General features: G+C 34.6%; 14 protein-coding genes. 3 read left to right on the forward strand and 11 right to left on the reverse strand.

Annotated features, from left to right (window positions below; all coding sequences use genetic code 11):
- The 3 genes from H611_RS14485 to H611_RS0105775 all read left to right on the forward strand — a co-directional run.
- Positions 1 to 3,233 (forward strand): gliding motility-associated C-terminal domain-containing protein (locus H611_RS14485; RefSeq protein ID WP_027137455.1); only part of this gene is annotated, 3,233 nt, incomplete at its 5' end.
- A 13-nt stretch (positions 3,234 to 3,246) separates the two neighbouring features.
- Positions 3,247 to 4,167 (forward strand): PorP/SprF family type IX secretion system membrane protein, encoded by a 921-nt coding sequence (locus H611_RS0105770; RefSeq protein ID WP_027137456.1) that lies wholly within the window; start codon positions 3,247 to 3,249, stop codon positions 4,165 to 4,167.
- A 15-nt stretch (positions 4,168 to 4,182) separates the two neighbouring features.
- The gene (locus H611_RS0105775; protein ID WP_035483540.1) at positions 4,183 to 6,099 is read left to right on the forward strand and encodes an OmpA family protein; all 1,917 of its coding nucleotides are present in this window, start codon (positions 4,183 to 4,185) and stop codon (positions 6,097 to 6,099) included.
- Between the two features lie 463 nt (positions 6,100 to 6,562).
- On the opposite strand, the gene H611_RS0105780 is transcribed toward H611_RS0105775, so the two are convergent.
- From H611_RS0105780 to porQ, 11 genes are all read right to left on the reverse strand, one after another.
- Positions 6,563 to 7,057: a CAP domain-containing protein gene (locus H611_RS0105780; protein ID WP_027137458.1), complete on the reverse strand. Its 495-nt coding sequence runs from the start codon at positions 7,055 to 7,057 to the stop codon at positions 6,563 to 6,565.
- A gap of 165 nt (positions 7,058 to 7,222) precedes the next feature.
- The gene (gene pdxH / locus H611_RS0105785; RefSeq protein WP_027137459.1) at positions 7,223 to 7,870 is read right to left on the reverse strand and encodes a pyridoxamine 5'-phosphate oxidase; all 648 of its coding nucleotides are present in this window, start codon (positions 7,868 to 7,870) and stop codon (positions 7,223 to 7,225) included.
- Positions 7,871 to 7,892: 22 nt separating this feature from the next.
- Positions 7,893 to 8,798, reverse strand: coding sequence for a ribonuclease Z (locus H611_RS0105790; protein ID WP_027137460.1), 906 nt, complete (start codon positions 8,796 to 8,798; stop codon positions 7,893 to 7,895).
- 98 nt (positions 8,799 to 8,896) lie between these two features.
- Positions 8,897 to 9,229: a hypothetical protein gene (locus H611_RS0105795; RefSeq protein WP_027137461.1), complete on the reverse strand. Its 333-nt coding sequence runs from the start codon at positions 9,227 to 9,229 to the stop codon at positions 8,897 to 8,899.
- 5 nt (positions 9,230 to 9,234) lie between these two features.
- Positions 9,235 to 10,164, reverse strand: coding sequence for an aspartate carbamoyltransferase catalytic subunit (locus H611_RS0105800; protein ID WP_027137462.1), 930 nt, complete (start codon positions 10,162 to 10,164; stop codon positions 9,235 to 9,237).
- A gap of 7 nt (positions 10,165 to 10,171) precedes the next feature.
- Complete coding sequence (gene pyrR, locus H611_RS0105805) at positions 10,172 to 10,711, reverse strand: bifunctional pyr operon transcriptional regulator/uracil phosphoribosyltransferase PyrR (protein ID WP_027137463.1); 540 nt, start codon at positions 10,709 to 10,711, stop codon at positions 10,172 to 10,174.
- A gap of 166 nt (positions 10,712 to 10,877) precedes the next feature.
- Positions 10,878 to 11,150, reverse strand: a complete 273-nt coding sequence (locus tag H611_RS0105810; protein ID WP_027137464.1) for a T9SS type A sorting domain-containing protein — start codon at positions 11,148 to 11,150, stop codon at positions 10,878 to 10,880.
- A 96-nt stretch (positions 11,151 to 11,246) separates the two neighbouring features.
- A complete protein-coding gene (locus H611_RS0105815) occupies positions 11,247 to 11,624 on the reverse strand; it encodes a hypothetical protein (protein ID WP_027137465.1) in 378 nt (125 codons plus the stop codon).
- 254 nt (positions 11,625 to 11,878) lie between these two features.
- Entirely contained in the window at positions 11,879 to 13,711 is a 1,833-nt protein-coding gene (rpsA, locus tag H611_RS0105820; RefSeq protein WP_027137466.1) for a 30S ribosomal protein S1, read from the reverse strand.
- A 234-nt stretch (positions 13,712 to 13,945) separates the two neighbouring features.
- On the reverse strand, positions 13,946 to 14,644 hold the full coding sequence (gene cmk / locus H611_RS0105825) for a (d)CMP kinase (protein WP_027137467.1): 699 nt from the start codon (positions 14,642 to 14,644) through the stop codon (positions 13,946 to 13,948).
- Positions 14,645 to 15,664, reverse strand: a complete 1,020-nt coding sequence (gene porQ, locus H611_RS0105830) for a type IX secretion system protein PorQ (protein WP_027137468.1) — start codon at positions 15,662 to 15,664, stop codon at positions 14,645 to 14,647.
- Between the last annotated feature and the right edge of the window lie 23 nt (positions 15,665 to 15,687).

A 15,687-nucleotide genomic window follows, 5' to 3' on the forward strand; every position in this document is an offset into this window, starting at 1 on the left:
GTCTTGTAGATGCTCAGGTACAACCAACGCCTCCTAGTGTTAATGATGCTTGTGGAAATGCTATTACACCGGTTCTTAAAACTACTCCTAACAACATTGCGTGTGATGGTGATATGATATGGGTGTTTACTTATACTGATTGTGAAGGTAACTCTCATGACTGGTCTTATACATACACTATAGACATCCCTGACTTTACTTTACCTGCTGACGGTGCTAGTACGGTTAATTGTCTTGTAGATGCTCAGGTACAACCAACGCCTCCTAGCGTTAATGATGCTTGTGGAAATGCTATTACACCGGTTGGACCAACTGTAAGTACAGATCCGTTTTGTAAAGGTATTAAAACATATATTTGGACTTATACTGACTGTGAGGGCAATTCTCATAATTGGACATATACATATACTTTAGATGACAATATTTCACCAATAATAGATAATTCGAGTACCCAAAATATCGCAATCGAATGTGGTGTCAGCGATCCAAATGCTTTACAAAATTGGTTAGATAATCATGCCGGTGCAACCGCTACAGATAATTGTGGTGCAGTAACATGGTCTAATGATTATGGTCAAGATACTAGTGTGAAATGTAAAGAAGGAAAGGGTATTACCATTACGTTCACAGCAACTGATGCATGCGGTAATTTCTCCGAAACAACTGCCATATATCATATTCAAGATAATATACCGCCTAGTATAACAACTGCAGCTTCTGATTATACCGCTGAATGTGATGGTGCCGGAAACTTACAAGAACTAACCGATTGGCTAGCTAATAATGGAGGAGCTATGGCTGCAGATGACTGTTCTTCTGTAAGTTGGTCTAATAATTTTACAGCCTTAAGTGATGACTGTGGCAACACAGGCTCTGCTACGGTAACCTTTACTGCTACTGACGCTTGCGGTAACATTAATGAAACAACTGCAACTTTTAATATCAAAGATACTACAGCACCTGAATTAACATTGCCTGCCGATGTAACTATTGAATGTACAGAAGATGTAACCAGTACTAATACAGGTGTAGCTACTGCGAGCGATACTTGTGGTTCTATAACCATAACAGAAAGTGACTCTGAAGTTGCTTCATGTGGAAACAGTAAAGTAATTAGTAGAACCTGGATAGCTACTGACGAATGTGGTAATGAAACAAGTGCTGTACAAACCATAACTGTACAAGATACAACGCCGCCAGTATTAACGATACCTTCTGATGTAACGATAGAATGTACTGAAGATGAAACCAGTGCTAACACAGGTGTAGCAACTGCTACCGACACTTGTGGTACTGTAATTGTTACCGAAAGTGACTCTGAAGTGGCTTCTTGTGGAAACACTAAAGTAATTACAAGAACCTGGATAGCTACAGATGAATGTGGTAACACAACTACTGATACTCAAACCATAACCATTCAAGATACAACGCCACCAGTATTAACCATACCTTCGGATGTAACGATTGAATGTACTAACGACGAAACCAGTGCTAATACTGGTATGGCTACTGCTACCGATACTTGTGGATCTGTAACTGTTACAGAAAGTGATTCTGAAGTTACTTCATGTGGAAATACTAAATTAATTACAAGAACCTGGGTAGCTACAGATGAATGTGGTAACACCACTACTGATACTCAAACCATAACTGTGCAAGATACTACACCACCGGTATTAACGGTACCTGCTGATGTAACTATTGAATGTACTGAAGATTCATCAAGTGCGGCCAATGGCATGGCTACGGCTACTGACACTTGTGGAAACGTAACTATCACTGAAAGTGATTCAGAAGTTGCTTCTTGTGGAAACAGTAAAGTAATTAGTAGAACTTGGACAGCTACTGACGAATGTGGTAATGAAACAAGTGCTGTACAAACCATTACTGTAGAAGACACAACACCTCCAGTGTTAACGGTACCTGCTGATGTGACTATTGAATGTACTGAAGATATAACAAGTGCCACCAATGGTTTAGCTACTGCTACAGACTCTTGTGGAAACGTAACTATTTCTGAAAGCGACTCTGAAATTGCTTCATGTGGAAATACTAAAGTAATTACAAGAACCTGGGCTGCAACGGATGAGTGCGGTAACACCACTACTGGTACTCAGACTATAACCGTTCAAGATACAACGCCGCCGGTATTAACTGTACCCGCTGATGTAACGATCGAATGTTCTACCGACGAATCTAGTGCTACAAATGGTATTGCTACTGCAAGTGACACTTGTGGTAATGTAACTATTACCGAAAGTGATGCCGTTGTAATAGACTGTGGCAATTCTAAAACAATTACAAGAACTTGGACTGCTACAGATGAATGTGGTAATTCAACTTCTGCGAATCAAATTATCACGGTAGTGGACACCACAGCTCCGGAATTAATTACTGAGTTCCCACGTAATGTTTCTGCCAGCTGTACCGATATTCCAGCCGTGCCAGATTTAAAATTCCAGGATGCTTGTTCTAATGATATCAAAGTTGAATACACAGAATCATCTACTTACGTAGAAGGCGTTATTGCAGACTACAACATTGTTCGTTCATGGATTGTTACTGATACCTGTGACAATGAAGAAGTCTTTACTCAGGAAATCGCAGTGACTATGGATGAAGTCGTTATACCATTGGATGCAGGAACAAGATGTTACGACGATGGTGCTATCGATTTATTTAGTCAGGTGGCAGGAATTCAAAGTTTAAATGGTTCCTGGAGAATAATTTCTGGTAATCCAGTCTCTACATTGGAAGGGGAAGTATTTAACCCAACCCAATTAGAAGTTGGTGAAGACTTTTTACCAGATGATGGTGGTATCGATTATGTTCTTGAATATACCGTAGCCGAAGAAGGATGTGTTAGCGTGTATGAAGTATCATTGAATATTAATGCTGATTGTATTGTATTACCTTGTTCTGAAAATGATATTGAAATATCTAAAGCAGTTACTCCTAACGGTGATGGATTTAATGATACCTTCGATATCAAGGGAATTGAACTATGTGGATTCGAAACTCAAGTTCAGATTTTTAACAGATGGGGTGCTCAAGTATATAAATCTGATAACTATCAATTAGGAGAAAATCAAGGTGATTGGGATGGTAGAGCTCATAAATCTTCCATAGGTAACGCCGAGAGAGTTCCTAACGGAACATATTACTATATAATAACATTAAAAGACAGTGGATTGGCTCCATTTACAGGACCAGTTTATTTAGGAACCAAATAAAACCATTTAACCTATGAAACGTATAAAATATAACATATTAGCTATAGCGTTGTTAGCATGTACTGTTTCGGTAGCACAACAGTTACCACAATTCACACAGTATATGTATAACACCATCTCTGTAAATCCGGCCTACGCTGGTAGCAGAGAAGCCTTAAGCATTGTTGGATTGCATAGAAGCCAATGGGTTGGTTTTGATGGTGGTCCTATTACCCAAACACTATCCATTCATTCCCCCTTAAGAAATGACAGAATTGGGTTAGGTTTATCTTTTATTGAAGACGATTTAGGTCCTGAAAACTTCACCTATTTATATGGCGATTTCTCCTATGCTATTCCCACGGGAAAAGATGGTAAATTAGCTTTTGGTGTTAAAGGTGGATTTACACAATACAGTTTAGATTCCGATTTCAGAGAATCAGAAAGTCAGGATCCTTTAATATATGGCATTGCTAATCGCTGGTCTCCTAATATTGGGTTAGGAATTTACTGGAGTACTAATAAGTGGTATTTAGGATTATCGACACCGAGAGTATTAAACACCGATAGAAACACCGAAGAAGGTTATGAAGCTTTAGAGCGCTTGAGTTATTATTTTACCGGAGGTTATGTCTTTGGGTTAAGTCAAACTTTAAAATTTAAACCGGCCTTTATGATTAAAGCAACGAATGGAGCTCCTCTATCTTACGATTTAACCGCTAATTTCCTTTTCAATGAAAAGTTGTGGTTAGGTGGTTCATATAGAATTAATGAAGCTACTGGAGCGATTGGCGGTATTATAGATTTTCAAATCTCCAGACAATTACGAGTTGGTTATGCCTATGAAAAACCAATATCCGATATTTCAAGATATACTAATGGAACACACGAAGTTTTGTTAATGTATGAATTCAAGTTTATGAGTAATAAATTAAAATCACCTAGATATTTCTAATAAAAATAATCACCCATGAAAATAAAAAATTACATATTAGTTTGTATCCTATTGTTGGTGAGTTTAAGTGCTTCTGCCCAATACGGAAAGCAAAAAAAAGCAGATACTTTATTTAACAAGTTCTCCTTTGTAAAAGCTTCTGAAATCTATAAAGAGCTTATAGAAAAAGATTATAACGCTGATTATGCTACCCGGCGCTTAGGCGATTGTTATGCCTATATGCGTGACCCGAAAAATGCAGCCAAATATTATAAAAAGGCTGTGGAGCAAGAAAACATTCCAATAGAATATTATTACAGCTATGCTCAGGCTTTAAGCGGTATTGAAAAATATGATGAATCCAAGGAGTGGTTAAAGCGCTATAAAGATTCAGGTGGTGTTGTTAACAAAAATAAGTTCTTAAAAGATGGAAGTTTCTTAACGAATATTTTCAATGCGAAGCAACAATACTTTTTAAAGAAAGTAAATTTCAATTCAAAATTCAGTGATTTTGGTGCCTACGAGAAAGATGGTAAAATTTACTTTGCCTCTACGCGTGATGAAGGAGTTTCAATCAAACACCTATACGGATGGAATGAACAACCATTTTTAGATGTCTATGTGATTGATAAGGAAACTAAGAAACCGGTAGATTTTAAAGACAAAATTAAAGGTGATATTAATACCATGTATCATGATGGTCCAGTGGCTATTACAAAGGATGGTCAAACCATGTACTTCACCAGAAATAGTTTCCTTAATAATGTTAAGGATAAAGATTCTAAAGGCATTAATAATACGAAAATTTACCGTGCTACTTTAGTAGATAGTGTTTGGACTCATGTCGAAGATTTATCCATTAATAATAAAGAATATACCACACAGCACCCTGCCTTGAGCCCAGATAATAAAAAATTATATTTTTCATCAAACAGGCCAGGTGGTCAAGGTGGATCAGACATCTATGTGGTAGATATTAATGAGGATGGTTCCTTAGGTGAACCTGAAAATCTTGGAGATATTATCAATACCCATGGTGCGGAAGGCATGCCTTTTATTAACAATGAAGGAACACTCTTCTTTGCATCAGATGGTCATCCTGGATTAGGATTATTAGATGTTTTTGGAACCATTTCTAATGAAGATGGCGATATTGTAGATGTCATTAACCTGGGTGTTCCAGTAAATTCGAGTAAAGATGACTTCTCTTTCTTTATGAATGAAGATGGATTAACAGGTTATTTTGCCTCAAATAGAAAAGGCGGTAAAGGTGATGATGATATCTATGCTTATAACAGAATACCTCTTTTAAATGTTGAAGGTGTTGTAACCGATGTTATAAATAAAAAACCAGTACCTAATGCTATTATTACCTTGTTAGATGGTAATGGTAAACAAATCGCCTATATGGAAACTGACGATGAAGGCTATTATGAAATTAATATCGATAGAAATGTAGATTATAACATTACGGCAAGTCAGAAAAAATACGAAAACGACTCCAAAAGCTTTACTTCTAAAAATATTGAAACAACCGTTACAACTATTACTGTTGACTTAGAATTAACACCTGTTCGTGATGTTGTAAAACTTGCAGACCTTGGAATTATATACTTCGATTTCGACAAACACAACATTCGTCCGGACGCAGCTAAAGAACTGGATAAAATTGTCAAGATGATGAATGAAGATTATCCTGGAATGGTTATCAGAATTGAATCTCATACCGATTCCCGAGGATCTTTAACTTACAATGATAAACTATCAATCGACAGAGCTAATTCAACCTATGAGTATTTAATTTCTCAAGGTGTAGACTCTTCAAGAATTACGGCCTATGAAGGATTTGGTGAACGTAGATTAACAAATGGCTGCGATGGTAGCGTGAACTGTGAAGAGAACAAACACCAGTTAAACAGACGTACCGAATTTATAATTATTAAAATGCAATAAGCATAGCTAAATTCAATAGAAATAAAAGCCATCAAGACATATTATCTTGGTGGCTTTTATCATTTAATACTTAGGTATTCATAGAGTACAGATTTAACTAAGAAATGAAAGAATATCATTAAATGAATTTAAGAGCACTACGTAAAAACATTCTTTGAAAACGTTTACCAAAAAGATTTTTTATATTTCTTAGCTCATTATATCTAGTTAATGCTACATAGGAACACAGACATTCAATTCTAGTCATAATAGCGTAAAACACTTCTAAAACGTTATATGCTTATTCATTTGATTGATATACTAGCTCATATTAGAATTGCATATTCTTTATGTTAGTAAACAAAAAATCCTCTCAAAATTGAGAGGATTTATACCTAAAGCTAAATTCAATAACAATGAAGTTATTAATATAACCAGATTACCTATCTGGCTATTTCGTTATACAATAAATAATTATTGGATATTATTTTTTAATGAAGATATTAGTATAATACCATTTACCTTCTGAATTTTCTTCTGCGGCTATATCGAAGTTAGTAAAATCACCTTCAATAGTAGCTCTGTGCCCTTCGCTTTTTAACCAAGCGTTAACTACCGATTCGGCCGAACTATAACCGTAAGCTATATTTTCTGAAACTTTAATAGCGCTTGCATTACTTTTTAAATACTCACTACGCTTAAAAAAGTTTGCATGAGATACTTCTCCATTAACAACCATATAATCGGTATGTGAAAATGCCACCGACTTCACTAAAGTCATATCTTCTAATGGATTTAGACCTAGAGATAATCGATGATTATTAATTAATTCTAAGATTTGAACTTCAATAGGTTTTACTACAGGAGTTGTTAAATTAAGTTCAATTTCAAGGGCTTTGTCATCAAGGCTGTCTGTGGTACAAGAGTACGACATAACTAGCAACATTGCCAATAATGGCAGTTTAGCTAATAACTTCATAAGTAGGTAATTTAGATTTGGTTCTGTAAATTTAGCAGCCTACTTCGAAGTATATGTTAAAGAAATGTTAAATTCGATTAACGACGTGTATTTTAACGTTATTATTTGTTTTTAATCGATAAAATGACGGTTTTCAATCAAAACACATGTATTTCATCGTTGATATCACGGAGATAGTCGATTTATCTTCCAGTTATAATCAGATTGAAGTTTATAACGAATTCTATCATGTAATCTATTCGCTCTACCCTGCCAAAACTCAATTTCCACAGGTCTTACCAAATATCCACCCCAGAATTTTGGTCTAGGGATTTCTTTATTTTCATATTCCTTTTCAAGTGAACTCAGCTTATCCTCTAAAAAAGACCTATCGGGTATAACGTCACTCTGATTTGAAACTACGGCACCCAACTGACTACCTCTAGGACGAGATTCAAAATAACCATCGCTTAAATTTTCAGCTATTTTTTCTGCTTTCCCTTTAATAATTACCTGACGTTCGGCACCATGCCAAAAAAATGATAAGCATACATTGGGATTCTTATCTATCGCCATACCCTTTTCACTATTGTAATTCGTATAGAAAATAAATCCTTCGTAGGTATAACGCTTTAAAAGTACGACCCGGTTTTTTGGATACCCATCTAAACCCAGAGTGGATACAGTCATGGCATTGGTTTCGTCTTGTTCAAAATATTTATCCACCTCATAAAACCATTTTTGAAAGAGTTCTAAAGGATTTTCAGGAACATCTTTTAATAGTAATTCTCCTTTTTCATAAGATTTTCTATAATTGCTTAAATCTTTTTCCATAGTATCAATTTACAAGAAAATTTTAAAATTCGAAGGTTTTTCCATCATCACAAAGTTCCACATGATCGAAAACCTCCTTAGCTTCCTTTTTAAAGCCTTTTAAACTATCGTAGCGAGTAGAATAATGCCCTAGCAGCAAAACTCCTACATCTGCCTTTTTCGCTATGGTAGCCGCCTCTTTAGCTGTTGAATGCTTTGTTTGTGGTGCTAATTGTGCATGCTGCTCTAAAAAAGTAGATTCATGATATAATACATCTACATCTTTAATAATCGGAACAATATCCTCCTTATACATAGTATCACTACAAAATGCATAACTTTTTGGTTTTGGTCCTGGTCGCGTGACAGTTTCATTTTTTACGAGCTCACCAGCTTCATTTACTACGTCGAAACCTTTTACTAGCTTTCTGTAATAGGCTACATCGATATGTGCATCTTCCACCTTACCAATGTCCAGTTTACGATCTCCTTCCTTTTCTTTAAAAAGAAATCCATTTGTATATACGCGATGATTTAAAGGAATTGTGTATACTTCTATCTTTTCATCTTCAAATATTAACTCCGACTCTTTGGATGTTAGTTCATGAAAATACAGATTGTAATTGGTCCATGAATCGGCAAGTTTCATTTGTAGCGTTACCACTTCCTTTATACCTTTTGGTCCATAAATATGTAAATCTGCTTCGCGTGTAAGTAATCTAAAAGTTGAAATGAGTCCAACCAAACCAAAAAAATGGTCGCCATGTAAATGTGAAATAAATATGTGTTTTATACGATTGAATTTAATTTTATGCTTACGAAGTTGTACCTGAGTACCTTCGCCGCAGTCTATTAAAAACATGTGATTATTTATTTCTAATACCTGAGATGTAGTATTATTTAAAGTTCTTGGGGTTGCACTATAACAGCCTAAAATAGTAAGTTTCATAAGTCAAGAGCTGTTAATTGGAAAATAAGGTAGATGTTGAACACGTCATTTTTAAACATTTTAATAAGTTAAACCTGCTTTAGCAATAGTTTAAAACATTAAAACTCTAAATCACGTTCCATTTCTTCCATTTCAATAATATCATAGGCTTCTTGTTCTGTAGGCACTACAACAATTTCATCTGGAACATCCTCTAACTTCACTTTATCTGAAACAATAACAAAAGAATGTTTCGTAGCTCGGTGCCTATTTGAAAGTTCTAAAAACTCTAATATATCTTGCAAACCCAATGGTGATAAAGAAGTTAATGTAACAATTATATTATTGTTTTTAAACTTAGGATATATTGCTTGAATTTTCTTAACCAACTCAACTATGGTTGCCTTTTCTTGGGTAATAATTGAAATATTCCCGTCTTGATCTAAAATCATAACTTTTACTGTTTAATTTTTGAAGCTAGTAAATAAATTACTGCCATACGAATTGCCACACCATTTTGTACCTGATCTAAAATTATTGACTGTTTAGAATCGGCTACATCACTGGTTATTTCAACCCCACGGTTAATTGGCCCAGGATGCATAATGGTTATTTCTTTATCTAAAGAATCTAACAAATCTTTAGTTACTCCAAACTGTTGTGAATACTCTCTTGTAGAAGGAAAATAACTAATATCCATACGCTCATTCTGAACGCGCAACATATTAGCCACATCACACCAATTAAGGGCTTTTGTGAGGTTCGTTTCTACCTTAACACCCAATTCATGAATATATTTAGGAATTAAAGTCTTTGGACCACACACCATAACTTCGGCTCCTTGTAATTGCAATGCGAATATATTAGAAAGCGCAACTCTACTGTGAAGAATATCTCCAACTATTACAACTTTTTTACCACTAACATCACCTAATTTTTCTCTAATGGAATAAGAATCTAATAGAGCCTGTGTAGGATGCTCGTGAGCACCATCACCTGCATTAACAATACTCGCTTTAATATGTTTGGATAAAAATACACCCGCTCCTGGGTTTGGGTGACGCATCACTACCATATCGACTTTCATCGATAAAATATTGTTTACTGTATCAATGAGGGTCTCCCCCTTTTTCACAGAAGATTGTGCCGAAGAAAAATTAATAACATCGGCAGATAAACGTTTTTCAGCCAATTCAAAAGACAATTTTGTTCTTGTAGAATTTTCGAAAAACAAGTTAGCTATGGTGATATCTCTTAGCGAAGGGACTTTTTTGATAGGACGGTTAATCACTTCTTTAAAATGATCGGCCGTTTCAAAAATTAATTGAATATCTTGTTCATTTAGATACTTAATTCCTAATAAGTGATTGACACTTAATTCGCTCATGGGTACTTTATTTTTCAATTAAATAAACTGAATCTTCCAAATCTTGTTCCTTCCAGTTTACCTTTACTTTTTCATTATTTATAACATCTACCTGACGCCCTTTATAATCTGGCTGAATAGGTAAATGCCTACTAAAACGCCTGTCGATAAGTGTTAGTAGCTCAATTTCATTTGGTCTTCCAAAAGACTGTATGGCAGTTAAGGCTGCTCGAATACTTCTTCCGGTATATAAAACATCATCAACAAAAACAATATTTTTGTCCTCTACTAAAAAATTAATTTTAGTTGAATTGGCTTCTAATGGCTTATCACCACGACGAAAATCGTCTCTGAAGAATGTAATATCTAACTGCCCTAATTGAATGTTTTTAACGTTATAATCTTCTTCCAGTATTTTAGCAATTCTATTCGCTAAAAACACCCCACGCGGCTGTAAACCAATAAGTACCGTGTTCGAGAAGTCGTTATGTTTTTCAATAAGTTGACAAGCCAATCGATGAAGAATGATGTTTACCTCTTTTGCGTTAAGTAAAACTTTTTGACTCATATACTATCCAAACGTGTTTGGTTTACAAAAGTAATTAAAAAAACAATGCATCTTGCATGAATTTAACTTAGAATTAAAGCACACATAAGATATCTATTATAACTATATAAAAAAGAAGAAGTTCCGGAGAACTTCTTCCTTATAAAACTTAGATTTGACATCATAATTATTTAACAAACTTATGTAGAAAACGTTGTCCATTTGTTCCTTCTAAATTAAGAATATAAAATCCGCTACTTAATGCAGAAATATCAATTTGAGCCATATTAAATTGCTGTTGTGATTGACTTACTGCTTTTCCTGAAACACTATAAATAGTATAGCTCTTAAATTCTCTAATAGTATTTGAAACCTCTAAACTATTTGTCTTAGCTATTATTTTTGGTTTTTCGGTTTCTATTGTAGTATTAGATAGAGTTACGTCAAAAGCACTGTCCATAGTAATAGTAGTTCCGCTTAATAAATCACCTAATGCTGCTCCTAAACCACTTGGTTTGTATACACGTAGATAATAGTCATCAGTATCGCTAACACCCTATATAACTTCTTCAAAACTGCCTCCAGCAAGTAAAACAACATCATAAGAACTACATGCTATTTCGACTAAATTATTAACATCACCATTAATGGCCCTTAAAATTTGATACTCTATATTGGTTGCAACAAGTATGGCGGCACTTGCCATACCTATGGTAATTTTGTTATCACCGCTTGATACATCATGCTTATAAAAAACATCTTCTGTTGCACCACAGCTTGGAATTAGTCCTGAAGCTGTCGCAGAATTGTAATCTAGTGTATTAACACTAACCGAGGTTCCTTCGATCGGAATAGCATTAGCTATATCGTTACCCGATTGGGCAAATAAAAAACTTACATTTAAAATTGCGATAAAAAGTAGATTTGTTCTCATATAAATATATATTAAATTAAAAAATTAGTTCTTTTAATTACTTCTGTAAGGACTTACTATATGAGAGACACGTTACATAAAAACGAAAGAAAGTCTTATTTAGTTGTACTAAACTTATGAAAATAAAATAGTTTTTTCTTACAAATAAAGAGGTTTTCGATGAATGGTAACTTATGACTATGCATAAAAAAAGCCTTCAAATATCTTTGAAGGCTTTAATTTATTAATGGTTTCCTGAGTTCAGGAAGTAAAAATTATTTTTTACCGTCCATTTTATCTTTAAGAGCTTGTAAAGCATCATTTGCATCACCTAAAGTTGGTTTTGCTTCTGCTGCTTGAGCTTCAGCTTTTCTAGCTGCTGCTTTTACGTTAGCAATTTCTTCTGCTTTAAAGATAGCAGTGTGAGATGCTACAACACGTTTAAACTCTTTATTAAACTCAATGATTTTAAACTCTGCAGTTTCACCTTTCTTAAGTTTACTTCCATCTTCCTTTTCTAAGTGACGAGAAGGAATAAATGCTACGATATCTTCGTTGAATGCTACAGTAGCACCTTTGTCAACGATTTCAGAAATTTCACCTGTATGAACAGTTTCTAAAGCAAAATCTTTTTCGTAAGCATCCCAAGGATTCACAGTTGTTTGTTTGTGACCTAAACTTAATTTACGTCCTTCAACATCTAACTCTAATACTACAACGTCTAATTTGTCACCTGCTTGACAGAACTCACTTGGGTGTTTAATTTTCTTAGTCCAAGATAAATCAGAGATATAAATTAATCCGTCGATACCTTCTTCTAATTCAACAAATACACCAAAGTTTGTAAAGTTACGTACAATACCTGTGTGCTTAGATCCTACAGGGTATTTACCTGTAATATCTGTCCATGGGTCTGGAGTTAATTGTTTAATACCAAGAGACATTTTACGCTCTTCTCTATCTAAAGTTAAGATAACTGCTTCAACTTCATCTCCAACAGAAACGAAATCTTGAGCTGAACGTAAATGTGTAGACCAAGACATTTCAGAAACGTGAATTAATCCTTCAACACCATCAGCAACTTCGATAAATGCACCGTAATCTGCAATTACAACAACTTTGCCTTTTACTTTGTCACCAACTTTTACCTCTTCAGCTAAAGCTTCCCAAGGGTGTTTAGATAATTGTTTAAGACCTAATTGGATTCTTGATTTGTTTTCATCAAAATCAAGGATTACAACGTTAAGTTTTTGGTCTAATTCAACAATCTCGTTTGGATGATTAATTCTTGACCAAGAAAGATCTGTAATATGGATTAATCCATCTACACCACCAAGATCGATGAATACACCGTAAGAAGTAATGTTTTTAACAACACCTTCTAATACTTGACCTTTTTCTAACTGACCAATAATTTCTTTCTTTTGTTCCTCGATATCAGCCTCGATAAGTGCTTTATGAGAAACCACAACGTTTTTAAATTCGTGGTTGATTTTAACAACTTTGAATTCCATTGTTTTATTTACGTACTGATCGTAATCTCTAATTGGTTTAACGTCAATTTGAGAACCTGGTAAGAATGCTTCGATACCGAATACATCTACAATCATACCACCTTTAGTTCTACATTTAACAAAACCATTTACGATTTCGCCAGTTTCGTTAGCCTTAATTACGCGATCCCATGCTTTAATTACACGAGCTTTTCTGTGAGATAATACTAATTGTCCAGTCGCATCTTCACGAACATCAATTAATACTTCTACTTTATCTCCAACAGCTAAATTAGGGTTGTAACGGAATTCGTTTAAAGAAATAACACCTTCAGATTTAGCATTGATGTCGATAATTGCATCACGATCTGTAATGTGGATTACTGTACCTTCAACAACTTCATCATCTAAAGTGTCAACGAAATTCTCAGCTACTAATTTTTCAAATTCCTCTAATTGCTTTTCATCCACTTCATCAATACCTTCTTGGTAATTGTGCCAGTTAAATTCTTTTAAGAATTTTTCAGGATTTGCTTGAGCTTCAGAAACTACAGGAGTTTCAGTAGTTTGTGCTTCAGTTGCTTCAACTTCAGCTTGTTTTGTGTTTTCAGCCATTTGCTGATTAAAAATTTGTATTCTGTTTGCTTAGGAAAGTCATGCAGCTAACAATACAGAAGTTATTATTAAATAATTGAGTTTCATCCCTTTTACCTTACCTACGCCGCTAAAAGGAGTGCAAAATTATGAAATATAATTCTAATTACCTAAAAATGAATTAATAAAATAACTCTCATTAAAACTACTGAACTCATACTAACCAAACATACCTAAAATTTAAACAATTAAAGGTCAAGCTTTAGAGATAATCTTTTCGGCAAGTTTAACAATTTTATGGAATTGTTCTTCCAAAGACAACTCTGAATTATCTATTTCAATAGCGTCTTCAGCTTTTACCAGCGGAGAATCTTTTCTGGTTGTATCTAAATAATCACGTTCCTGAACATTTTTTAACACATCGTCAAAACTTACAACCTCTCCCTTTTCTATTAATTCTTTAAAGCGTCTTTGAGCTCTTGTTTCTGCCGAGGCTACCATAAATATTTTTAATTCTGCATCGGGAAACACCACGGTACCTATATCACGGCCATCCATGACCACACCTTTATTTATTCCCATAGCATGCTGCTGTTCTACCAGCTTCATTCTTACCTCCGGTATAGCTGCTATTTTACTCACCAATTGAGAAACTTTCAAGGTGCGAATCTCTTTCTCGACATTAATTCCATTTAAATAAACCTCTGAAAACCCCAGCCCTTCATTATAAATAAAGGAAATAGAAACGTCATTTAATTTAGAAACTAATCCATCTTTATCTAAAAAAGAATCACTAATAAATCCTTGTTGCATCGCATAAAGAGTTATAGCTCTATACATAGCACCAGAATCAACATAGGTGTAACTCAAATGCTTTGCTAATTGTTTAGCAACAGTACTTTTTCCTGTTGATGAATATCCATCAATTGCGATAGTTATTTTTTTATTAGTCATTTATTGTAAATCTAATTGTAAACCAAAAAAGTTTGAATTGGCTGCGCTTGTATATTTAGCATGCGTATAACTAAATCGCATTTTATTTAATTTAATAGAAAATCCAGCCGATAAACCTGAAAAATTGCGTTGCTCTAATATCCGTAAATCTTCACCTCTTCTAAAATTATACCCTAAACGAATATTAAATCCTCCCTCCGGAAAAATTTCAGCTCCAAAAATAGAATGTCGCATTACCTGACCTATAAAACCTATTTTTTCACTCGATCTGTTACCACTTAAATCACTTTCTTCACGTGCAGGATTTGGACGAGAAATAGGCCATTCTTGTAAATTCTCTAGGGTAATGTGCCAGCGAATAGGTACATTCTCCATGAGTTGAGACATACCAAAATTAACTTCAAAAGGTAATTTTTCATGAAGTCCTGCATATGTTGTAAACTGTGTTCCTAAATTCCTAATACTTAATGCAGCATTAAAATCAATATCCTCATTAATATAAATCAAACCTAAATCGACAGCGCCTCCAAAAGAATTATATTGTTCTAATTTTGATGTTATCAATTTTACATTGGCTCCAAAATAAAAATCACTATAATCTATTTGCAAAGCATATCCAAGCGATAAGGCGGTTTCACTCCCCGAAAAAGTTCCGGTTGAGTTACCATCTTCATCATAACCATCGAAACTTCCGTAATTTATGTATGTAATACCCGTATGAAAGGTTTGTGTATGTCTATCTACTGTATAAGCATAGGTAGCCGTTCCGTAACTAATTCCTCCAAGATAGCTGGTATAATTCAGAGCCAGCTGATTATCCATATCAGCATTTATAGTAGCAGGATTAAACAAACCCTGAGTAACATCATAATCCACATTAGTCAATACCTTACCACCCAATGCTGCCTGTCGTGGGGAAGACACAAGGTTTAAAAACTGATAGGTAGATTCGCCGCCAACCTGGGCGTTCGCATTAATTCCGAAGAATAAGCAAAAAGCAGCAATTGTTTTCTTTAACATATTTACAATACAAAGTAAATAAA

Source organism: Gaetbulibacter saemankumensis DSM 17032 (genome assembly GCF_000425645.1).
GTDB lineage: Bacteria > Bacteroidota > Bacteroidia > Flavobacteriales > Flavobacteriaceae > Gaetbulibacter > Gaetbulibacter saemankumensis.

Bases quoted from the DNA above. Each gene is read 5' to 3' on its own strand.
- H611_RS0105770 (WP_027137456.1), top strand. From the start codon at position 3,247: ATGAAACGTATAAAATATAACATATTAGCTATAGCGTTGTTAGCATGT.
- H611_RS0105775 (WP_035483540.1), top strand. From the start codon at position 4,183: ATGAAAATAAAAAATTACATATTAGTTTGTATCCTATTGTTGGTGAGT.
- H611_RS0105780 (WP_027137458.1), bottom strand. From the start codon at position 7,057: ATGAAGTTATTAGCTAAACTGCCATTATTGGCAATGTTGCTAGTTATG.
- pdxH (WP_027137459.1), bottom strand. From the start codon at position 7,870: ATGGAAAAAGATTTAAGCAATTATAGAAAATCTTATGAAAAAGGAGAA.
- H611_RS0105790 (WP_027137460.1), bottom strand. From the start codon at position 8,798: ATGAAACTTACTATTTTAGGCTGTTATAGTGCAACCCCAAGAACTTTA.
- H611_RS0105795 (WP_027137461.1), bottom strand. From the start codon at position 9,229: ATGATTTTAGATCAAGACGGGAATATTTCAATTATTACCCAAGAAAAG.
- H611_RS0105800 (WP_027137462.1), bottom strand. From the start codon at position 10,164: ATGAGCGAATTAAGTGTCAATCACTTATTAGGAATTAAGTATCTAAAT.
- pyrR (WP_027137463.1), bottom strand. From the start codon at position 10,711: ATGAGTCAAAAAGTTTTACTTAACGCAAAAGAGGTAAACATCATTCTT.
- H611_RS0105810 (WP_027137464.1), bottom strand. From the start codon at position 11,150: ATGGACAGTGCTTTTGACGTAACTCTATCTAATACTACAATAGAAACC.
- H611_RS0105815 (WP_027137465.1), bottom strand. From the start codon at position 11,624: ATGAGAACAAATCTACTTTTTATCGCAATTTTAAATGTAAGTTTTTTA.
- rpsA (WP_027137466.1), bottom strand. From the start codon at position 13,711: ATGGCTGAAAACACAAAACAAGCTGAAGTTGAAGCAACTGAAGCACAA.
- cmk (WP_027137467.1), bottom strand. From the start codon at position 14,644: ATGACTAATAAAAAAATAACTATCGCAATTGATGGATATTCATCAACA.
- porQ (WP_027137468.1), bottom strand. From the start codon at position 15,664: ATGTTAAAGAAAACAATTGCTGCTTTTTGCTTATTCTTCGGAATTAAT.